Genomic DNA, 18,419 nt, shown 5'->3' with positions numbered 1-18,419 from the left:
GGGAGACAGATCATCGACTATTCCCACTGTTGCTGCGACAAAACAGCCCAAAAATATTAGAACGCATCCAAAGGACACCGCTGTTCTAACATTGTTTCGACAAATGGAACCTCCGCAGCCTTATTCCGAACGAAGTCATCGCCGAAACGGCGCAGCGGGGGCGCGTTGAATCGTCGGAGGTCTGATGACGAATCGAACGACGAGTTTGTTGCCGTGCGTTGCTGTCGCCGTGCTGGCGGGAGCGGCTGCGACGACAATCGAGTTTACACCGGCATCGGCTGCAGACGAATGCCTTGCAAAGCCTGCGGGGACGCCGGCGGGGAAGCACTGGTTCTATCGCATCGATCGCGCGACCAAGAAGCAGTGCTGGTATCTGCGCGACGACGATCGCGAAGCGAAGGGCGCGTCGCTGGTCACGCGCAAGCTCGCCTCGCAGAAGGAACGGGCTCAGCTCTCGTCGACCGCGGCAAATGCACGTGCCGAGATCCAATCGTCGTCCAAGGACGCCGCCGATGAGGTGAAGGTCGTGTCCTCGACACCGACCGTGGCGGCGACGTCTGCCTTTCCGTCGGCTGCTGCATTTCCGGCCGCGCCTGCACCGGTCGTCGCGCCGGCGCCCGTGGCGTCAGCGCCGGCGGCGGCTGCGCCCGACCCGGTCGGCGCGGCTGTGAACGAATCTGCTGTTGCGACGCGTTGGCCCGACCAGTCCGGCACGCTGCAGGCAGCGGCGCAGCCCGCCGCGCCCCGCGCGTCCTCCTACACGCTCGCGGCCGCCAGCGACACCAGCGCCGCGGAAGCGGCTGCTCCCGCGACGCCGGCGCTGGCCGCTGCGGATGCGTCGCCGGCCGTGACGATCGGCATGTCCGGGGATGATGCGTCCAAGACGCGGATGTTTGCTTTCCTGGGCGCAGTCGCGATCGCGGGCTTCTCGATCAGCGTGCTGTTTGCGCGCGCCCGGAGCAGGCGGCAGCTTCGCATCGAGCCGGTGGCCGCCCGGCGCGTCACGCGTTGGCCGACGGAGCCCGAGCTCGATCGCATGCACCTGCCGCCGGTGGACAGCTACTATCCGGCCCTGGCGGGACGCAGGGGTAAATCGTCGCAGTCGACAGCGCAGGTCTCGGTCGTGCCGCGCGACGACGCTCGCTACGATGAGCAGTACGAGGTCGAAGACCTGCTGGCGCGCTATTCCGGACAGGAACGCCGGAATTCCTGAGCGTCAGGCGGCGGACATCTCGGAGCGGATCTCGGCGCGCAATTCGTCGATCAGCCTGAGGCCGCCCTTGGTCTCGACATGCCAGAAGGTCCAGCCGTTACAGGCCGGCAGGCCTTGCGCCACCGCGCCGATGCGGTGGATCGAGCCGACCTTGTCACCCAGCATGATGGCCCCATCGGCGCGCACCAGTGCGCCGTGGCGGCGCTTGGAGTCGACGAGCTTGGTGCCGGGCGCGATCATGCCGCGTTCGATCAGCTCCGAGAAGGCGACGCGCGGCGCTTCGCGCGCCGTCATGAACGGTGCGAGCGTTGCCTCCGGCAGCGGCTCGACCGCGGCGATGCGCCGCTCTGCCGCCTTCGCATAGACCTTGTCGCGCTCGAAGCCGATGTAGCGGCGGCCGAGGCGTTTTGCCACGGCTCCGGTCGTGCCGGTGCCGTTGAACGGATCGATCACCAGATCGCCGGGTTTCGAGGATGACAGCAGCACCCGCGCCAGCAGGCCTTCCGGCTTCTGCGTCGGATGGATCTTCTTGCCGTCGCCGTCCTTCAGCCGTTCCTCGCCCGTGCACAGCGGAATCAGCCAGTCCGAGCGCGCCTGGACGTCCTCGTTGGCGGCCTTCAGCACTTCGTAGTTGAACGTGTAGCCCTTCGCCTTCTCGTCCCGCGCGGCCCAGATCATGGTCTCGTGCGCGTTGGTGAAGCGGCGGCCGCGGAAGTTCGGCATCGGGTTGGACTTGCGCCAGACGATGTCGTTGAGGATCCAGAAGCCGAGATCCTGCATGATCGCGCCGACGCGGAAGATGTTGTGATAGGAGCCGATCACCCAGATCGTCGCGCTCGGCTTCATCAGGCGGCGCGCGGCGAGCAGCCAGGCGCGCGTGAAGTCGTCATAGGCGGAGAACGAGGAGAACTTGTCCCAATCGTCGTCGACCGCATCGACCTGCGATTCGTCGGGACGCTTGAGCTCACCCTTGAGCTGCAGATTGTACGGAGGATCTGCAAACACCAGGTCGACCGATGCGCCTGGCAGTTTCGACATCTCGGCGACGCAGTCGCCGACGATGATTCGTTGCTCTTCGAGGGTCTGAAATTTAGTGCGGGGCGCCCTTGCAGACGCCCCGCGACGCGACTCTACCATGACTCAAGAACTCTGACTCAGGCGACGCTGTCGGCGACGCGGGACCTAACAACCGACTGCCCACACATTGACCCGGCAAAGTAAAAATGGACTTAACCCGGAAAATTATTCGCATCGATGCGCACGCATTCATCACGCGCACCGGCGACGAATTCCGTTCGTCGATACACGATGGTCTCTGCGCAAGACGCCGATTGCGATGGGTTTTTCGCGCCGGTCGCGCGCGAGTGCAGCCGATCGAGGTTCGGCGCGGCCCAGTTTTTTCGGCGGCGCTAGGCAAAATTTGCCGGCCGGGTTATTGATTAACACAGTGGAAATTTTACCTGTTTGCCGCGTTAGGCATTTCGCGCAGAGCCGCGCAAGAATCGTGAGGAAAGGCCGCCCATGCGTTACGATGATTTCCGTCGCAGCGACGACATCGACGACCGTCGCGACGAAGGCGGCGGGATGGGCGGCGGTATGGGTCTGCCGATCGGCGGCGGCGGGCTGGGTATCGGCACCATCATCGTGCTCGGCCTGATCGGCTACGCCTTCGGCATCGATCCGCGCATCCTGATCGGCGGCGCTGAGATGCTCAGCCACGGCGGCGCACCGACCCAGCAGGCCGATCGGCGCTCGCCCGGCAAGACCGGCGCGCCGAAGGACGAGATGGGCGACATGATCGCCGGCGTGCTCGGCGAGATCGACGACCGCTGGAGCGAGATCTTCCAGGCCAGCGGCCAGAATTACACCGGGCCCAAGATCGTGCTGTTTCGCAACAGCACCAATGGCGGCCGCTGCGGCATGGCGCAGTCGGCGATGGGGCCGTTCTACTGTCCGCCGGACCGGCAGATCTTCCTCGACACCAACTTCTTCCGCGAGGTCGAGACGCGCTTCCGGGGCTGCTCGGGCAGCGCCTGCAAGTTCACCGCGGCCTACATCATTGCGCACGAGGCCGGGCACCACATCCAGAACCTGCTCGGCATCCTGCCGCGCGTGACGCGGATGCAGCAGCAGTCGGACAACAAGGCCGAAGCCAACGCGCTGCAGGTCAAGGTCGAACTGCAGGCCGACTGCCTGTCGGGGGTCTGGGTCAATCGCGAGGCCAAGAAGCGTCCGGGCTTCCTCGAGGAGGGCGACATCGACGCCGCGCTGACGACGGCCTCGGCGATCGGCGACGACACCTTGCAGCGGAAGGCGACCGGACGCGTGGTGCCGGATTCGTTCACCCATGGCTCCGCCGCGCAGCGCAAACGCTGGTTCATGATCGGCTACCAGCAGGGCACGGTGCAGGCCTGCAATACGTTCAGCGCCAGTTCGCTGTAGGGAGACGCGATGATGGCGATCGACGAGAGCAAGAGCTTCATTCCCCTCAACATCGCCGTGCTGACGGTGTCCGACACGCGTTCGCTTGCCGACGACAAGTCCGGTACCACCCTGAGTGACCGCCTGACCGCTGCCGGCCATAGGCTCGCGGCGCGCGAGATCGTCACCGACGACGTCGAGAAGATTCGCGCGGTGGTGAAGTCGTGGACCGCCGATCCCGGCGTCGATGTCGTCATCACCACCGGCGGCACCGGCTTCACCGGCCGTGACGTCACGCCGGAAGCGATCGAGCCGCTGTTCGAGAAGCGCATGGACGGCTTCTCGATCGCCTTCCACATGCTGAGCCACGCCAAGATCGGGACGTCGACGATCCAGAGCCGGGCCACGGCCGGCGTCGCCGGTGCGACCTATATCTTCTGCCTGCCGGGATCACCGGGGGCCTGCCGTGACGGCTGGGACGGCATCCTCGCCGCCCAGCTCGACTACCGCACGCGACCCTGCAACTTCGTCGAGATCATGCCGCGGCTCGACGAGCATCTGCGCCGGCCCAAGGCGCAGGGCGCGACGGCATAGGGCCACGGGACGACGACGCGGCGCGCGTCCATCGCGCGTCTCACTTCGTGGGTACGATCTCGAAAGCGCCGCCGCCTTCGATGGCCGCGCCAATGAGGCCGCCCATCATGCTGGCCGCGAAATTCTGGCCGCGCGGTCCCACGACCATCCGGTAGGTCTTGCCAGGCACGGCGGTGAAACGAATGTTCGACGAGCCCGGCGAGGACCATGTCGACACGGTGATCGTGGTGGCGCCGGGCGCAATCGGGCCGCTGTAGCTCTCGCCGCGGCCAAGGCTCGCCACCTTGGCGCCATTGATCTCGATCGCCGCTGGTGCCGCCAGATAGAGGAAGTCCGTCGTGCGCGTAATCGCGACCGTTGCGCGCCCTTTGGGCGCGGCGCGAGCCGCCGTCCCGGCCTCGACCCCAAACAGGCCTGCGAGCGCGACAAGCGCCGCAAGCTTCGATCGCACCATCGATTCCATCACTGCTCCCGCCCCGTTTGGCGGGATACTACCGGCGCGCGGGAACTTCGCAATCGGCATGCGCAGCCTGTTGTGGCGGTGATCTCGGCCTACCGGCGGTTGCTGCACGAGCCGCCCGGCTAAAACTCGAGCCGCCATGTCTCGCCGGTCAGCGGGACGCCGAACATGGCGTGCGGCTCCTCGGCGATCTTGCGAAACCCGGCGCGGGCATAGATGTCGCGCGCGGCGGTGAGAATACTTTGCGTCCACAGCTCGATCGTCCTGTAGTTCTTCTCGCGCGCGAAGCGGATGCATTGTTCGGTCAGGGCCCGGCCGACGCCGAGACCGCGGGCCTTCTTCTCGACCAGCAGCAGCCGCAGCTTGGCGACCTCGTCGCTGCCCTTGACCAGGAAGATCGAGCCGACCGGCTCGCCCGCAAGCTCGGCGATCCAGCAGTGCTCGCGCGCCGGGTCGTAGCTCCTGATGAACTGTGCGCCGATCTCGGCGACCAACGCCTCGAACGAGACGTCCCAACCATATTCCTCGGCGTAGACGGCGCCGTGCCGTGAAACCACCCAGCCGATGTCGCCCGGGCGATGGCTGCGCAGCAGCACTGGGGAGCGGCCCGGCTGCTGCGGCTCCAGGGCGGTCTCGATCGTCGTCATTGCACCGACCAGCCGGTCGCGCACGGATGGCGCCAGCGGCGCCAGCATGGCCGCGATCTCCTTCTGCGAGCTGCGGTCGAGCTTGGCATAGGCCTGCCGGCCTCTTGCGGTCAGGCCGAGCTGCTGCTGCCTGCGATCGGTTGGCAAAGGCGTGCGGGTGATCAGCCCCTGCTCGTCGAAGCTCTGGACGATGCGGCTGAGATAGCCGGCATCGAGGCCGAGCGAGAGACCGATCTCCTTGGCCGAGATGGCGTCGTACTGTGCGAGTTCATAGAGCACACGCGCCTCGGCCAGAGAAAACGGACTGTCGAGCAGATGCTGGTCCAGCGCGCCGAGCTTCCTCGTGTAGAAACGGTTGAACGCGCGGATGGCGGCGACCTGGCCGTCGGCTGGGGCGGAATTCATGGGGCACCTCCAATATTTGCCATTGTCAACCAATTGATTGACTTTGGCAAGTATTGTCGTGCCGCTACACCATCACGATCCGGCTGCGCAGCATCGTCCGCGAGGAACGGCCGAGCTGACGCAGCAGCCGCGTTTCGGCGCGCTTGTGGTCGGGCTTGTATCCGCCGAGCTGCCGGTAGTGATCCCTGGCGATCAGGAGACCCTGGTCGCCGAGCGGCCCGACCAGGACCCGCGCAACCGCGCGCAGCCGGTCGCGCAGGCTGATTGCGGCATAGGGAGATCGGGCATAGCGGAAGACGCCAGCGCGCGGCCGGCCGGTGGTGGCGACGCTCTGGACGAACTGCATGGTTTCATCGATCCAGCCGGGATCGAGCATCGCGCCGGCGGGCAGAAACATCAGCCAGGGCGCACGCGCGCTGGCGGCCCCTGCAGCCAGGGCCGCGGCCTGGGAGCCCTCGAACTTCATGAAGTGGCAGCCGGCGACGTCCGCGACCCGCTCGATCACGCTGGAATCGGGCGAGCGATCGACCAGCAGCACCTCGGTGACGACACCGGCCGCGGCGCCCGGCACCAGCGCGGACAGGGTGGCCACGGCGGTCTGCTCGACACCTTCGGTCGGAATGATCACGCTCAGCATGAAACTGGCATCGCTATCTGTCGCGCCTCCGGCATGACTGTTATCATCTTGTCATAGCCAAATCAGCCCGCTGCGCTGCGGAATTTTGCAGCACGCACCTGGCCGCGCCGTTCGGGGCTGCGCCCGAACGGTGCTATTTCAAGGTGCCGTGTTGCTGAAGCTCGCGCTTGACTGGCTCAGTCGCCTGCCTGTGTCGGCGTGGTGCCGCCGGCGCTGTTCGGCCACACCCAGTCGCGGATCGCCGGCATGTCCTCGCCATGCGCGCGGATGTAGCGGGCATGCTCGATCAGCGCATCGCGGAATTTCTGCTTCACATGGGCCGCCGACACGCTGAGGCCGGGCACGCGTTCGATCGCCTCGATGGCGAGGTGGAAACGGTCGAGCTCGTTGAGCACGACCATGTCGAACGGAGTCGTCGTGGTGCCTTCCTCGATGAAGCCGCGCACATGCATGCCGGCATGGTTGGTGCGGCTGTAGGTGAGGCGATGGATCAGATACGGATAGCCGTGATAGGCGAAGATCACCGGCTTGTTGGTGGTGAACAGGCTGTCGAAGTCGCGGTCGCTGAGGCCGTGCGGATGGTCCTGCTTCGGCTGCAGGGTCATGAGATCGACGACGTTGACCACGCGGATCTTCAGGTCGGGCAATTCCTTGCGCAGCAGGTCGACGGCTGCGAGCGTCTCCAGGGTCGGGACATCTCCGGCGCAGGCCATCACCACGTCGGGCTCCTCGTCGGCGGGCTCGGTGCCGGCCCAAGACCAGATGCCGATGCCGGCGTCGCAATGCGTCGCCGCCTCCTGCATCGACAGCCATTGCGGCGCCGGCTGCTTGCCGGCAACGATGACGTTGATGCGGTCGTAGGTGCGCAGGCAGTGGTCCGCGATCCACAACAGCGTGTTGGCATCCGGCGGGAAGTAGATGCGGACGATGTCCGCCTTCTTGTTGGCGACGAGGTCGACGAAGCCGGGGTCCTGATGGCTGAAGCCGTTATGGTCCTGCCGCCAGACATGCGAGGTCAGGAGATAGTTCAGCGACGCGATCGGGCGCCGCCACGGCAGCTCGCGTGACACCTTCAGCCATTTGGCGTGCTGGTTGAACATCGAATCGACGATGTGGATGAACGCCTCGTAGCAGGAGAACAGGCCGTGGCGGCCGGTGAGCAGATAGCCCTCCAGCCAGCCCTGGCAAAGATGCTCGCTCAGTACCTCCATCACGCGGCCGTCATGGGCGAGGTGGACATCGTAGGGCTCGATGCCTTCCATCCACACCCGCTCGGTGACCTCGAATACGGCATCGAGCCGGTTCGAGGCGGTCTCGTCCGGGCCCATGATGCGGAAGTTGCGTGTCTCTGCATTCAGCGTGATCACGTCGCGCAGGAACTTGCCGAGCTCGCGCGTGGCTTCAGCCATGGTCTGGCCCGGAGAGGACACCTCGACCGCAAAATGCTGGTAGTCTGGGAGCCTGAGCTCGCGCTTGAGCAGACCGCCATTGGCATGCGGGTTGGCGCCCATGCGCCGCGTGCCCTTCGGCGCCAGTGCCTGCAGCTCCGGCACGAGCCGGCCGTGGCCGTCGAACAGCGTTTCCGGCTCGTAGCTTTTCATCCACGCTTCGAGCAGCGCGAGATGCTCGGGCTTGCCGCGCGGATTGGTGATCGGCACCTGATGGGCGCGCCAGAAGCCTTCGACCTTGAGGCCGTCGACCTCCTTCGGCCCGGTCCAGCCCTTCGGGCTGCGCAGCACGATCATCGGCCAGCGCGGCCGTTGGATCGTTGCATCCGACTGACGCGCATTCTGCTGGATCGAGCGGATGCTCGCGAGCGCGACATCGAGCGCGTCCGCCATCTGGCGATGCATCGCCTTCGGCTCCGCGCCTTCGACGAACAGCGGCTCGTAGCCGTAACCTTCGAACAGGCATTTGATCTCGGCATCGCCCATGCGGCCGAGCACGGTCGGATTGGCGATCTTGTAGCCGTTGAGATGCAAAATCGGCAGCACCGCGCCGTCATGGGCCGGGTTCAGGAACTTGTTCGAATGCCAGGATGCGGCGAGGGGCCCGGTCTCGGCTTCGCCGTCGCCGACCACGCAGGCCACGATCAGATCGGGATTGTCGAACGCCGCACCATAGGCGTGCACCAGCGCGTAGCCGAGCTCGCCGCCTTCGTGGATCGAGCCCGGCGTCTCGGGCGCGGCATGGCTCGGGATGCCGCCAGGGAAGGAGAACTGCCGGAACAGCTTGCGCAGGCCATCGGCATCGCGCGTGATGTCCGGATAGATCTCGCTGTAGCTGCCTTCGAGATAGGTGTTGGCGACCATGCCGGGGCCGCCATGGCCGGGACCGCACACGTAGATGACGTCGAGATCCTGCGCCTGGATGGCGCGATTGAGATGGGCGTAGATGAAATTCAGTCCGGGCGTCGTCCCCCAGTGGCCGAGCAGGCGCGGCTTGACGTGCTCCGCTTTCAACGGCTCGCGCAGCAGCGGGTTGTCCAGCAGATAGATCTGCCCGACCGAGAGATAGTTCGCCGCGCGCCAATAGCGATCGAGCAGGTCGAGATCGTCGGCCGTTTTGGTCTGATGGGAAGACGTGATGTTCATGGAACCTCGCTTGCCGTCCGCTTCGCGCTTGCGGGAAGTGCATTAGAGTAACGCCGCACCATTCCGTTCCAGTGCGCTGCGAAGGATAGAACGGGAATGTGATGGTTGGCCTTGCGTGGCTCCAGAACCGTTCCGAGACATTGTTCTCTTTTGTTCTTGTATTGTTCTTTTTGTGTGCTATGTCTTGGCCATGAGCCGAGCATCTTCACATGCCCTCAAGCGCCCGCCGGTCCCGGTGCCCTCCGAGCCGGTGGGCGCGCCTTCATCTGGCCCGGAAAACGACTTCCCCGAACTCGCGGTCGCCATCGAACGGGGCCGGCGCCGCGGCCGGGGTGCACAATCCAATGCGAGCGGCCGCTACGAAGCGGAGGCTCGCGTCGTCTTCGACGATGGCTGGCAGAGTCTCGAGGATTTGCCGCCATTCAAGACCACGGTCGCGACCGATACCTCGCGCAAGGTCATCACCCGCAACGACTCGCCGGACATCGGTTTCGATCGCTCGATCAACCCGTATCGCGGCTGCGAGCACGGCTGTGTCTACTGCTTCGCGCGGCCGACCCATGCGTTTCTCGGGCTGTCGCCTGGTCTTGATTTTGAATCCAAGCTGTTCGTGAAGCCGGATGCGCCCGCGCTCCTGGAAAAGGAGCTCGCGGCCAGCGGCTACGAGCCGCGGATGATCGCGATCGGAACCAACACCGATCCCTATCAGCCGATCGAGCGCGAGCGGAAGATCATGCGCGGCATCCTCGAGGTGCTGGAAAAGGTTGGCCATCCCGTCGGGATCGTGACCAAGTCGGCGCTGGTGATGCGTGATGCCGACATCCTGGCGCGGATGGCCAAGAGGAACCTGGCGAAGGTCGCGATCTCCGTGACCACGCTGGATCCGAAGCTGGCGCGCACCATGGAGCCGCGGGCCTCGACGCCGTCGAAACGGCTGGAGGCGCTGCAGGCGCTGTCCAGGGCCGGCATTCCGACCACGGTGATGGTGGCGCCGGTGATCCCGGCGCTGAACGACAGCGAGATCGAGCGCATCCTCGATGCCGCCGCCCATGCCGGCGTCAAGGAGGCGGCCTATGTGCTGCTGCGCCTTCCGCTGGAGGTGCGCGACCTGTTCCGCGAATGGCTGCTCGAGCATTATCCCGACCGCTACCGCCACGTCTTCACCCTGATCCGCGACATGCGCGGCGGCCGCGATTACGACTCGCAATGGGGCACGCGAATGAAGGGGACAGGCCCGATGGCCTGGATGATCGGCCGCCGCTTCGAGATCGCCTGCGAAAAGCTCGGCCTGAACAAGCGCCGGACCAAGTTGACGACCGATCATTTCGTCCGGCCGAAGGGCGGCGGGCAGCAACTCAGCCTGTTCTGAAGCGTGCGGAGAGCAGTTGATGAGCGCACAAGCGAGCGTTCCGCGGTTCACCGTCATCACACTCGGTGTATCCGAGATGCGGCGGAGCATCGCCTTCTATACGTCGCTCGGCTTCGCCCGAAAATTCCGCGCGACCGGAGAGGCCGTGGCATTCTTCGAGACCGGCGGGACGGTGCTGGCGCTGTACCCGTGGGGCGCGCTCGCCGATGATGCGGGCGTGCCGGACGCACCGCGCCCCCAGGCGTTCCGCGGCGTGACGCTGGCATGGAACTGCCGCTCGGAGGCCGAGGTCGATGCGGCGCTCGCGTCGGCGGTGGAGAAAGGCGCGATGCTGCTGAAGCCGGCGCAACGAACCGACTATGGCGGTTACAGCGGCTATTTCTCCGATCCGGACGGTCATGTCTGGGAAGTGGTGATCGCGCCGGGGATTGATGTCGGCGAGGATGATCGAGTGCATCTGCCGTCGTAGTCGGTCGCCGGCAAGGGGCGAATAGCGGGGAATGAGGTCCGTTCGGGGTTGCGCCGCCGCAGGCCGTTCCGCACCATGCCGGCCATGATTCGCGATCAGTCAAAAAAGCCGGGCAGGGCGAAGGCGACGAACGGTGCCGTGGCGAAGAGCGCACCTGCAAAGGCCGGAACCAAGCCTGTCGCCCCGAATGCTGCCGGCAGGTCGGCCGCCAAGCTCGGCAAGGGCGTCATCGCGGTGGCGCCGCCGAGCTTCCGGCGGGAGCGAGCGCTGCTCAAGCAGGGCATCTGGCCGGTCGCCGGTTGCGACGAGGCGGGACGGGGGCCGCTGGCCGGTCCGGTGGTCGCCGCGGCCGTGATTCTCGATCCCGCGCGCATCCCGAAAGGCCTCGATGACTCCAAGCGGCTGAGCGCGGAGCAGCGCGAGGCGCTGTTCGACAAGATCTGCAAGACGTCGGCGTTCGCGGTGGCTGTCGCCTCGCCGGCGCGAATCGATCGCGACAACATCCTGCGGGCCTCGCTGTGGGCGCTGTCGCGCGCCGTGAGGGCGTTGCCCGAGGCGCCGAAGCACGTCTTCGTCGACGGCCGCGACCGCATCGACGTCGATTGCGGCTGCGAGGCGGTGATCGGCGGCGATGGCCTGGTGATGTCGATTGCGGCCGCCTCGATCGTCGCCAAGGTCACGCGCGATCGGCTGATGTGCGCGCTGGCGCAGGATTGCCCCGGCTACGGCTTCGAGCAGCACAAGGGGTATGCCGTGCCGGAGCACCTCGCTGCGCTGGACCGGCTCGGACCGTCGGTGCATCATCGCAGCCTGTTCGCACCCGTCGTGGCCGCACGGCGCAAGCACCAGCCGTGGACCGACGTCCCGGAGCCGGATTTGTTTGCCGAGGTGACCGTGGTGACATCCACCGAAATCTCGGTCGGGGTCTGATGCAGGTTGCCTCGCGGTCGCCGCGGTCTTAATAGTTTTGGTTAGCCAGCCAGCACGAAGTGTCACTCCTCGCAGCAGGGGCGGTGTTGTGCGCCCCGATCGTACGGTATCGATTGCGGGCGTCGGACAGCGAGGCTGCTGCGGATGAGCGACGGTCCTGCCGGCCTCCTCGACGTCCTCAGCGATTCAGCCAAGCGATCCAGCCGTTCATGCGTTTCACGTCCCTGGTTGTCGAACTGATCCGCGCAAGGCCGCGGCTGGTCGTCGTCATCGTGGTGCTGTGCCAGGCCCTGATGTGGCTCGGCGTGGCCATGCTGTTCTATCGCAGCCCGCCCGGCCAGCTTGCCACCACCATCGCGTTCGGACGCGAGTACCAGGTCGGCACCGATCTCGGGCCGCCGCTGTCGTTCTGGCTGTCGGACGTCGCCTATCGCCTTGCCGGCAATCATCTGCTCGGCGTCTACGTGCTGGCTGTACTGTGCTCGGCGCTCAGTCTGTGGGTGATGTATCTCCTGGCGGGGGCGATCGTCGGCGGCCAGCAGGCGGTGCTTGCCGTGCTGCTGACCATGACCATCACCGCGTTCGGTGCGCCCACGCTGGAATTCGGTCCGGAGGTGCTGGCGCGTCCGCTCTGGGCGCTGCTGCTGCTCCATAGCTGGCGGATTCTCGGCGAGGGCCGGCGCAACGCCTGGTTTGCCTGGTCGATCGAGGCCGGCCTGCTGCTGCTGACCACGCCGGCCGCCGCCGGCCTGCTGCTGCTGATCGCGGGCTTCGTGGTCTCGACCGCGCAGGGCCGCCGCGTTCTGCGCTCGTTCGATCCGCTGTTCGCGCTGCTCGTGGTGGTGGCGCTGGCGCTGCCTTATCTCATCTTCGTGCTGCGTTCCGACAGTGTAGGCTTACCGGCGCTGCCCGTTCTCGCCGAGCTCTCGGCGCGCGCCTGGCATTGGCTCGCGCTGGCGGGGGGGCTGCTGCTGGCGATCTCGGCCGTGCTGCTGCTGGTGCTGCTCGACGCCGGCTGGATCAATCGCGGCGAGACCGATGCGCCGATCATCTATCGCCGCTCGGTGCCGCCGCTCGCGCGCGACTTCGTCTATTGCTTCGCGATTGCACCGGCGCTGGCCGGCAGTCTGATCGCCGGCCTGTTCGGCCTCTCGACCGTGTTCGGCGGCACTGCCGTGACCCTGACCATGGTCGGCCTTGCCCTGGTGGTCGCGTCGGGTGATCTGATCTATCTGCGGCGGCAGCGGCTGCTGCGCCTGGTCTGGGCGGTTGCGATCGCCGCGCCCGCCATCCTCGCGGCGGGCAGCGCTGTGGTGCTGCCGTTGCTCGGCGACCGCGAGGTCGCGACGGCGATGCCGGCCCGCGACATCTCCCGTTTCTTCGTCGAGAGTTTTGAGCGCCGTACCAACCAGCCGCTGCAGGCGGTCGCCGGCGATCCGCAACTCGCCAGCCTGGTCGCGCTCGGCCGCCGCCGCGCGCATCTGTTCCTCGATGCCACCCCGCAGCGGACGCCCTGGGTCACGCCGGCCAAATTCGCCGAGAGTGGCGGCGTCGTGGTATGGCGCGCCTCCGACACGGTCGGCACCCCACCGCCGGAGATCGCCCAGCGCTTTCCTGGGCTGGTGCCGGAGGTGCCGCGCAGCTTCGACTGGCTGATCAATGGCCGCCAGCCGGTGCTGCGCATCGGCTGGGCCATCGTGCGGCCGAAGGGACCGTAGCGCTTTCCATAAGCCGTCATTGCGCGGAGCGAAGCGACGAAGCAATCCAGAGGCTTGGGCGGGATTCTGGATTGCTTCGCTTCGCTCGCAATGACGCGGAGAGAGTTCGGCTCAGACCGCCATCACCTTCGCGATCGCGCGCAGGTCCTGCCAGGACAGCCGCTTGTAGGACGGCGAGCGCAACAGATAGGCCGGGTGGAAGGTGGCGATCGCGCGGATGGTGCGCTTGCCGGTGTCGTAGTCGCGCCATTTGCCGCGCGTGCGCATGATGCCCTCGGTGGTGCCGAGCAGCGCCTGGGTCGACGGGTTGCCGAGCGTCACCAGCACGTCGGGATCGACCAGCTCGATCTGGCGGCGGATGAACGGCAGGCAGATCTGCGTCTCCTGCGGCGTCGGCGTACGGTTGCCGGGTGGGCGCCAGGGAATGACGTTGGCGATGTAGACCTTGCTGCGGTCGAGCCCGATCGCGCCGATCATGCGGTCGAGCAGCTTGCCGGAGCGGCCGACGAATGGCAGGCCCTCGATGTCCTCGTCGCGGCCGGGCGCCTCGCCGACCAGCATGATGCGCGCCTGCGGATTGCCGTCGGCGAACACCAGTCGCGACGCCGTCTGCTTCAGTGCGCAACCGTCGAAAGTCTCCAGGAGCTCGCGCAGCGCCTCCAGGGTCGGCGCTGTCAGCGCCGCCTCGCGGGCCGAGGCGACGGCCGCTTCCGGCGGAGGCGGCGGTTCGCCGCGCGGCGCAATGATCGCCGGCGCGGATAGCCGGCCGGCTTGCGGCGCCGCCGCCGGACGGGCGGCAGGAGCGGCAGGGGATGCGGCCTCAGGCTCCACCAGCCGGTTGATCGGCTCGTCGGCCAAGGCGCAATCGACCCCGGCCTCCAGATAGAAGGCGAGCAGTTGGCGGACGTCGGGGAGGGGCTCGGGGGTCATCATGATCGATCGTGGCAACAATGTACGCCGCCTCGGCGCATGGCGGAATGCATTTCGGTGGTTGTCCTGCCCCGAAAAATCGGAAACAAGAGCTTGGAATAACCCAAAAAAGGGACGGAACGCCCTAGTGTTCCGGCGCCAGCGTTCGCTCCCCCTCAGGACCAGCCCATCAGCGAACCGCCGGCGCCTCCAGGAACCCTAGTTAAGTCATTGTTGCTGTTGCAGCTCCGGGTTTGACCTTTGCACGCGCCAGGGGGATGCAAAGGTCAAATCCACTGCACCGGCCGGGCCTGAGATTGAGAGACATGAGCACCGAAGAGTTACCTCCGCGCGAATCCATGGAGTTCGACGTCGTCATCGTCGGCGCCGGCCCGTCGGGCCTGACTGCCGCGATCCGGCTGAAGCAGCTCAATGCCGACCTCAACATCGTCGTGGTCGAGAAGGGCTCCGAGGTCGGCGCGCACATTTTGTCTGGTGCGGTGATCGATCCGGCAGCGCTGGACAAGCTCATCCCCGACTGGCGGTCGGACGAGGATTGCCCGCTGAAGACCCAGGTCAAGGTCGACAAGTTCTTCTGGATGACCGAGAGCAGCGCGATCTCGCTGCCGGGCTTCGCGATGCCGCCCTTGATGGACAACCATCATTGCTACATCGGCTCGCTCGGAAATGTCTGCCGCTGGCTGTCGCGCAAGGCCGAGGCGCTCGGCGTCGAGATCTATCCGGGCTTCGCGGCCACCGAGGTGCTGTATGACGAGCAGGGCGCGGTGCGCGGCATCGCCACCGGCGACATGGGCATCGGCAAGGACGGCAAGCCGAAAGCCTCGTTCACGCGCGGCATGGAGCTGCTCGGCAAGTACACGCTGTTCGCCGAGGGTGCGCGCGGCAGCCTGTCCAAGCAGCTGATTTCGAAGTTCGCATTGGACGCCAAGAGCGAGCCGGCGAAGTTCGGCATCGGCCTCAAGGAAGTCTGGCAGATCGATCCGGCCAAGCACCAGAAGGGCCTGATCCAGCACTCGTTCGGCTGGCCGCTCGACATGAAGACCGGCGGCGGCTCGTTCCTGTATCACTACGACGACAATCTCGTCGCGGTCGGCTTCGTCGTCCACCTGAACTACGACGATCCTTATCTGTCGCCGTTCGAGGAATTCCAGCGCTTCAAGACCCATCCCTCGATCCGCGGCGTGTTCGAGGGTGGCAAGCGGCTAGCCTACGGCGCGCGCGCGATCACCGAGGGCGGCTACCAGTCGGTGCCGCGGCTGTCGTTCGCCGGCGGCGCGCTGATCGGCTGCGCCGCGGGCTTCGTCAACGTGCCGCGCATCAAGGGCGTGCACAACGCGATGGGCAGCGCGATGCTCGCGGCCGAGCACGTCAATGCCGCGCTCGCATCCGGCCGCGCCAATGACGAACTGGTCAGTTACGAGAACGCCTGGCGCGGCTCGCCAGTCGGCGAGGATCTGTTCAAGGTTCGCAACGTCAAGCCGCTATGGTCGAAGTTCGGCACGGTGCTCGGCGTCGCGCTCGGCGGCTTCGACATGTGGTGCAACACGCTCGGTTTCTCGTTGTTTGGCACCCAGTCGCACGTCAAGCCCGATCGCGCCACGCTCGATCCCGCCAAGGCGCACAAGCCGAAGCCGGCGATGAAGCCGGACGGTAAGTTGACCTTCGACCGGCTGTCCTCGGTATTCCTGTCGAACACCAATCACGAGGAAGACCAGCCGGTGCATCTGAAGGTCGCCGACATGGCGCTGCAGAAGAGCTCCGAGCACGACGTCTATGCCGGGCCGTCCAACCGCTATTGCCCGGCGGGCGTCTACGAATGGGTCGAGGAGGGCACCAGCCCGCGCTTCGTGATCAACGCGCAGAACTGCGTCCACTGCAAGACCTGCGACGTCAAGGATCCCAACGGCAACATCACCTGGGTTCCTCCGGAAGGCGGCGGTGGGCCGAACTACGAGGCGATGTAGCCTCGTATAACGCACGATTGCGTGAGTCGGCTGCTCCGGGGAGGGCAGCCGGCCACGATACGGCCATACTGGCGCGGTTTGACGCAGGTCACCTTCGCCAAAGGGGCTCCCGGCTGACCCGAATATCCTGCAGATCCTTGCGGTTGGCCGCCAAACGCGGCATTGTCGGCGCCTTGAAGAGCTGCCGATCGGGTTCGTGTCCGTACCGATCCGTCATTTCCAACAACCAGAGCGCACCGTGATGTTGTCAATTCGCAATCGCTGGACCGCAATTGCCGTTTCTGCCTTGCTGATCCCCGGTGCCGTCCTGGCCCAGACGCCGGATCATCCTGCGGACAACGCCGCAAAATTTCCGACCGGCGTCGATCTGAAGTCGCTCACCACGTCGGGCAGCTATCTGGCGGCCCGCCACGCCAGCGTCGAGCGCGACGCTGCCTCGGCGGCGGCGTTCTACCGCTCGGCGCTACGCAGCGACCCGAAGAACAACGAGCTGCTCGACCGCGCCTTCATCTCCTCGGTCGCCGATGGCGATATCGACGAGGCCGTGAAGCTGGCCGAGCGCGTGCTCACGATCGACAAGTCCAACCGCATCGCGCGTCTCGTGGTCGGCGTGCAGGACATCAAGCAGAAGAAATACGCTGCCGCCCAGACCAACATCAACCAGTCGGTGCGCGGGCCGATCACCGATCTCGTCGCCACCCTGCTGTCGGCGTGGGCCGCGGCGGGCGCGGGCGATTCGAAGGCCGCCGTCGCCAATATCGACAAGCTGACCGGTCCCGAATGGTATCCGCTGTTCAAGGATCTTCATGCCGGCATGATCCTGGAGCTGGCCGGCAAGGAGAAGGACGCCGGCACGCGGTTCGAGCGCGCCTACAAGCTCGACGATTCGATGCTGCGCATCACCGAGGCCTATGCGCATTGGCTGTCGCGCAACAAGGATGCGGCGGCGGCGACCGCGATCTATGAAGCCTTCGACAAGAAGCTCGCGCGCCATCCGCTGGTGCAGGAGGGCCTGCGCGAGACCAAGGCCGGCAGGAAGCTGCCGCCGCTGGTCGATTCGGCGCAGGCCGGCGCCGCCGAGGCGCTGTACGGCATCGGCGCCACGTTGAGCCGCCGCGGCGGCGAGGATCTGGCGCTGGTCTATCTGCAGCTCGCGCTGCACCTGCAGCCGAATCATCCGCTGGCGCTGCTGTCACTCGCCGATCTCTACGAGACGGTGAAGAAGCCGCAGATGGCGATCAAGGTCTATGAGCGGGTGCCGGCGAGCTCGCCGCTGAAGCGCAATGCGCAGATCCAGTTGGCGACCGATCTCGACAGCGCCGACCGCAGCGACGAGGCGATCAAGATCCTCAAGGACGTGATTGCCCAGGATCCGAAGGACCTGGAGGCGATCATGGCGCTCGGCAACATCGAGCGCGGCCGCAAGAAGTTCGCCGATTGCGCCAAGACCTATTCGCTCGGCGTCGATTCGCTGCCCGCCAACAACGACAAGGCCAACAGCGTCTATTACTATTATCGCGGCATCTGTCTGGAGCGCTCCAAGCAGTGGCCGAAGGCCGAGGCCGACATGCGCAAGGCGCTCGAGCTGCAGCCCGACCAGCCGCACGTGCTGAACTATCTCGGCTATTCGTGGATCGACCAGGGCGTCAATCTCGACGAAGGCATGAAGATGATCAAGCGCGCGGTCGAGCAGCGGCCGGACGACGGCTACATCGTCGATTCGCTCGGCTGGGCCTATTTCCGCATCGGCAACTACGAAGAGGCGGTGAAGAACCTCGAGCGCGCGATCGACCTCAAGCCAGAGGATCCGACCATCAACGACCATCTCGGCGACGCCTATTGGAAGATCGGCCGCAAGCTGGAAGCCAAGTTCCAGTGGGCTCATGCCCGCGACCTGAAGCCCGAGGCCGAGGAGCTGCCGAAGATCGAGGCGAAGATCCAGAACGGCCTGACCGACGATCCGGCGCCGGCCGCGGCGAGCAACGACAGCAAGGACACGCCGTCCGACGCCAAGAAGGACGACGGCAAGGGCGGCTAGGTCGCCCCGATCACGAGGTGAGAGCCATCA

Annotated in this window: 15 protein-coding genes; 9 read left to right on the top strand and 6 right to left on the bottom strand. The window is 66.1% G+C overall.

The genetic code is table 11. The features are described 5' to 3' along the window. The first annotated feature begins 184 nt into the window (after positions 1 to 184). Positions 185 to 1,213 carry a hypothetical protein gene (locus tag QW861_RS19800; RefSeq protein ID WP_316193416.1) on the top strand — a complete coding sequence of 343 codons (1,029 nt, stop codon included), beginning with the start codon at positions 185 to 187 and terminating at the stop codon, positions 1,211 to 1,213. A gap of 3 nt (positions 1,214 to 1,216) precedes the next feature. Here QW861_RS19800 and QW861_RS19795 read toward each other — a convergent pair whose 3' ends face one another. Beyond that, the gene (locus QW861_RS19795) at positions 1,217 to 2,350 is read right to left on the bottom strand and encodes a site-specific DNA-methyltransferase (protein WP_315717257.1); all 1,134 of its coding nucleotides are present in this window, start codon (positions 2,348 to 2,350) and stop codon (positions 1,217 to 1,219) included. Between the two features lie 384 nt (positions 2,351 to 2,734). On the opposite strand from QW861_RS19795, the gene QW861_RS19790 reads away from it, so the two are divergent. Both QW861_RS19790 and moaB read left to right on the top strand, forming a co-directional pair. Beyond that, positions 2,735 to 3,655, top strand: coding sequence for a neutral zinc metallopeptidase (locus QW861_RS19790; protein ID WP_315717256.1), 921 nt, complete (start codon positions 2,735 to 2,737; stop codon positions 3,653 to 3,655). A gap of 9 nt (positions 3,656 to 3,664) precedes the next feature. After that, complete coding sequence (moaB, locus tag QW861_RS19785) at positions 3,665 to 4,228, top strand: molybdenum cofactor biosynthesis protein B (RefSeq protein ID WP_316193415.1); 564 nt, start codon at positions 3,665 to 3,667, stop codon at positions 4,226 to 4,228. A gap of 40 nt (positions 4,229 to 4,268) precedes the next feature. On the opposite strand, the gene QW861_RS19780 is transcribed toward moaB, so the two are convergent. From QW861_RS19780 to QW861_RS19765, 4 genes are all read right to left on the bottom strand, one after another. Beyond that, complete coding sequence (locus QW861_RS19780) at positions 4,269 to 4,691, bottom strand: hypothetical protein (RefSeq protein WP_315750423.1); 423 nt, start codon at positions 4,689 to 4,691, stop codon at positions 4,269 to 4,271. A 119-nt stretch (positions 4,692 to 4,810) separates the two neighbouring features. Continuing rightward, on the bottom strand, positions 4,811 to 5,740 hold the full coding sequence (locus QW861_RS19775; protein WP_315750424.1) for a helix-turn-helix domain-containing GNAT family N-acetyltransferase: 930 nt from the start codon (positions 5,738 to 5,740) through the stop codon (positions 4,811 to 4,813). Between the two features lie 64 nt (positions 5,741 to 5,804). Next, entirely contained in the window at positions 5,805 to 6,377 is a 573-nt protein-coding gene (locus tag QW861_RS19770) for a glycosyl transferase (RefSeq protein ID WP_315717252.1), read from the bottom strand. A 176-nt stretch (positions 6,378 to 6,553) separates the two neighbouring features. Next, on the bottom strand, positions 6,554 to 8,971 hold the full coding sequence (locus tag QW861_RS19765) for a phosphoketolase family protein (protein WP_316193414.1): 2,418 nt from the start codon (positions 8,969 to 8,971) through the stop codon (positions 6,554 to 6,556). Positions 8,972 to 9,161: 190 nt separating this feature from the next. On the opposite strand from QW861_RS19765, the gene QW861_RS19760 reads away from it, so the two are divergent. The 4 genes from QW861_RS19760 (at position 9,162) to QW861_RS19745 (ending at position 13,457) form a co-directional block, all read left to right on the top strand. After that, positions 9,162 to 10,340, top strand: a complete 1,179-nt coding sequence (locus QW861_RS19760; RefSeq protein ID WP_315717250.1) for a PA0069 family radical SAM protein — start codon at positions 9,162 to 9,164, stop codon at positions 10,338 to 10,340. A 19-nt stretch (positions 10,341 to 10,359) separates the two neighbouring features. Then, entirely contained in the window at positions 10,360 to 10,809 is a 450-nt protein-coding gene (locus QW861_RS19755; protein ID WP_315826969.1) for a VOC family protein, read from the top strand. Positions 10,810 to 10,884: 75 nt separating this feature from the next. After that, a complete protein-coding gene (locus tag QW861_RS19750) occupies positions 10,885 to 11,739 on the top strand; it encodes a ribonuclease HII (RefSeq protein WP_316193413.1) in 855 nt (284 codons plus the stop codon). A 209-nt stretch (positions 11,740 to 11,948) separates the two neighbouring features. Then, positions 11,949 to 13,457, top strand: coding sequence for a glycosyltransferase family 39 protein (locus QW861_RS19745; protein ID WP_316193412.1), 1,509 nt, complete (start codon positions 11,949 to 11,951; stop codon positions 13,455 to 13,457). A 111-nt stretch (positions 13,458 to 13,568) separates the two neighbouring features. On the opposite strand, the gene QW861_RS19740 is transcribed toward QW861_RS19745, so the two are convergent. Beyond that, positions 13,569 to 14,387 (bottom strand): uracil-DNA glycosylase, encoded by an 819-nt coding sequence (locus tag QW861_RS19740; RefSeq protein WP_316167476.1) that lies wholly within the window; start codon positions 14,385 to 14,387, stop codon positions 13,569 to 13,571. A 305-nt stretch (positions 14,388 to 14,692) separates the two neighbouring features. On the opposite strand from QW861_RS19740, the gene QW861_RS19735 reads away from it, so the two are divergent. Then, complete coding sequence (locus tag QW861_RS19735) at positions 14,693 to 16,351, top strand: electron transfer flavoprotein-ubiquinone oxidoreductase (RefSeq protein WP_315717246.1); 1,659 nt, start codon at positions 14,693 to 14,695, stop codon at positions 16,349 to 16,351. 241 nt (positions 16,352 to 16,592) lie between these two features. Then, positions 16,593 to 18,389 (top strand): tetratricopeptide repeat protein, encoded by a 1,797-nt coding sequence (locus QW861_RS19730; protein WP_315717245.1) that lies wholly within the window; start codon positions 16,593 to 16,595, stop codon positions 18,387 to 18,389. Positions 18,390 to 18,419 lie beyond the last annotated feature (30 nt).

Source organism: Bradyrhizobium sp. SZCCHNRI1029, assembly GCF_032487555.1.
Classification (GTDB): domain Bacteria; phylum Pseudomonadota; class Alphaproteobacteria; order Rhizobiales; family Xanthobacteraceae; genus Bradyrhizobium.
This window is presented reverse-complemented; position numbering and strand designations above follow the sequence as displayed.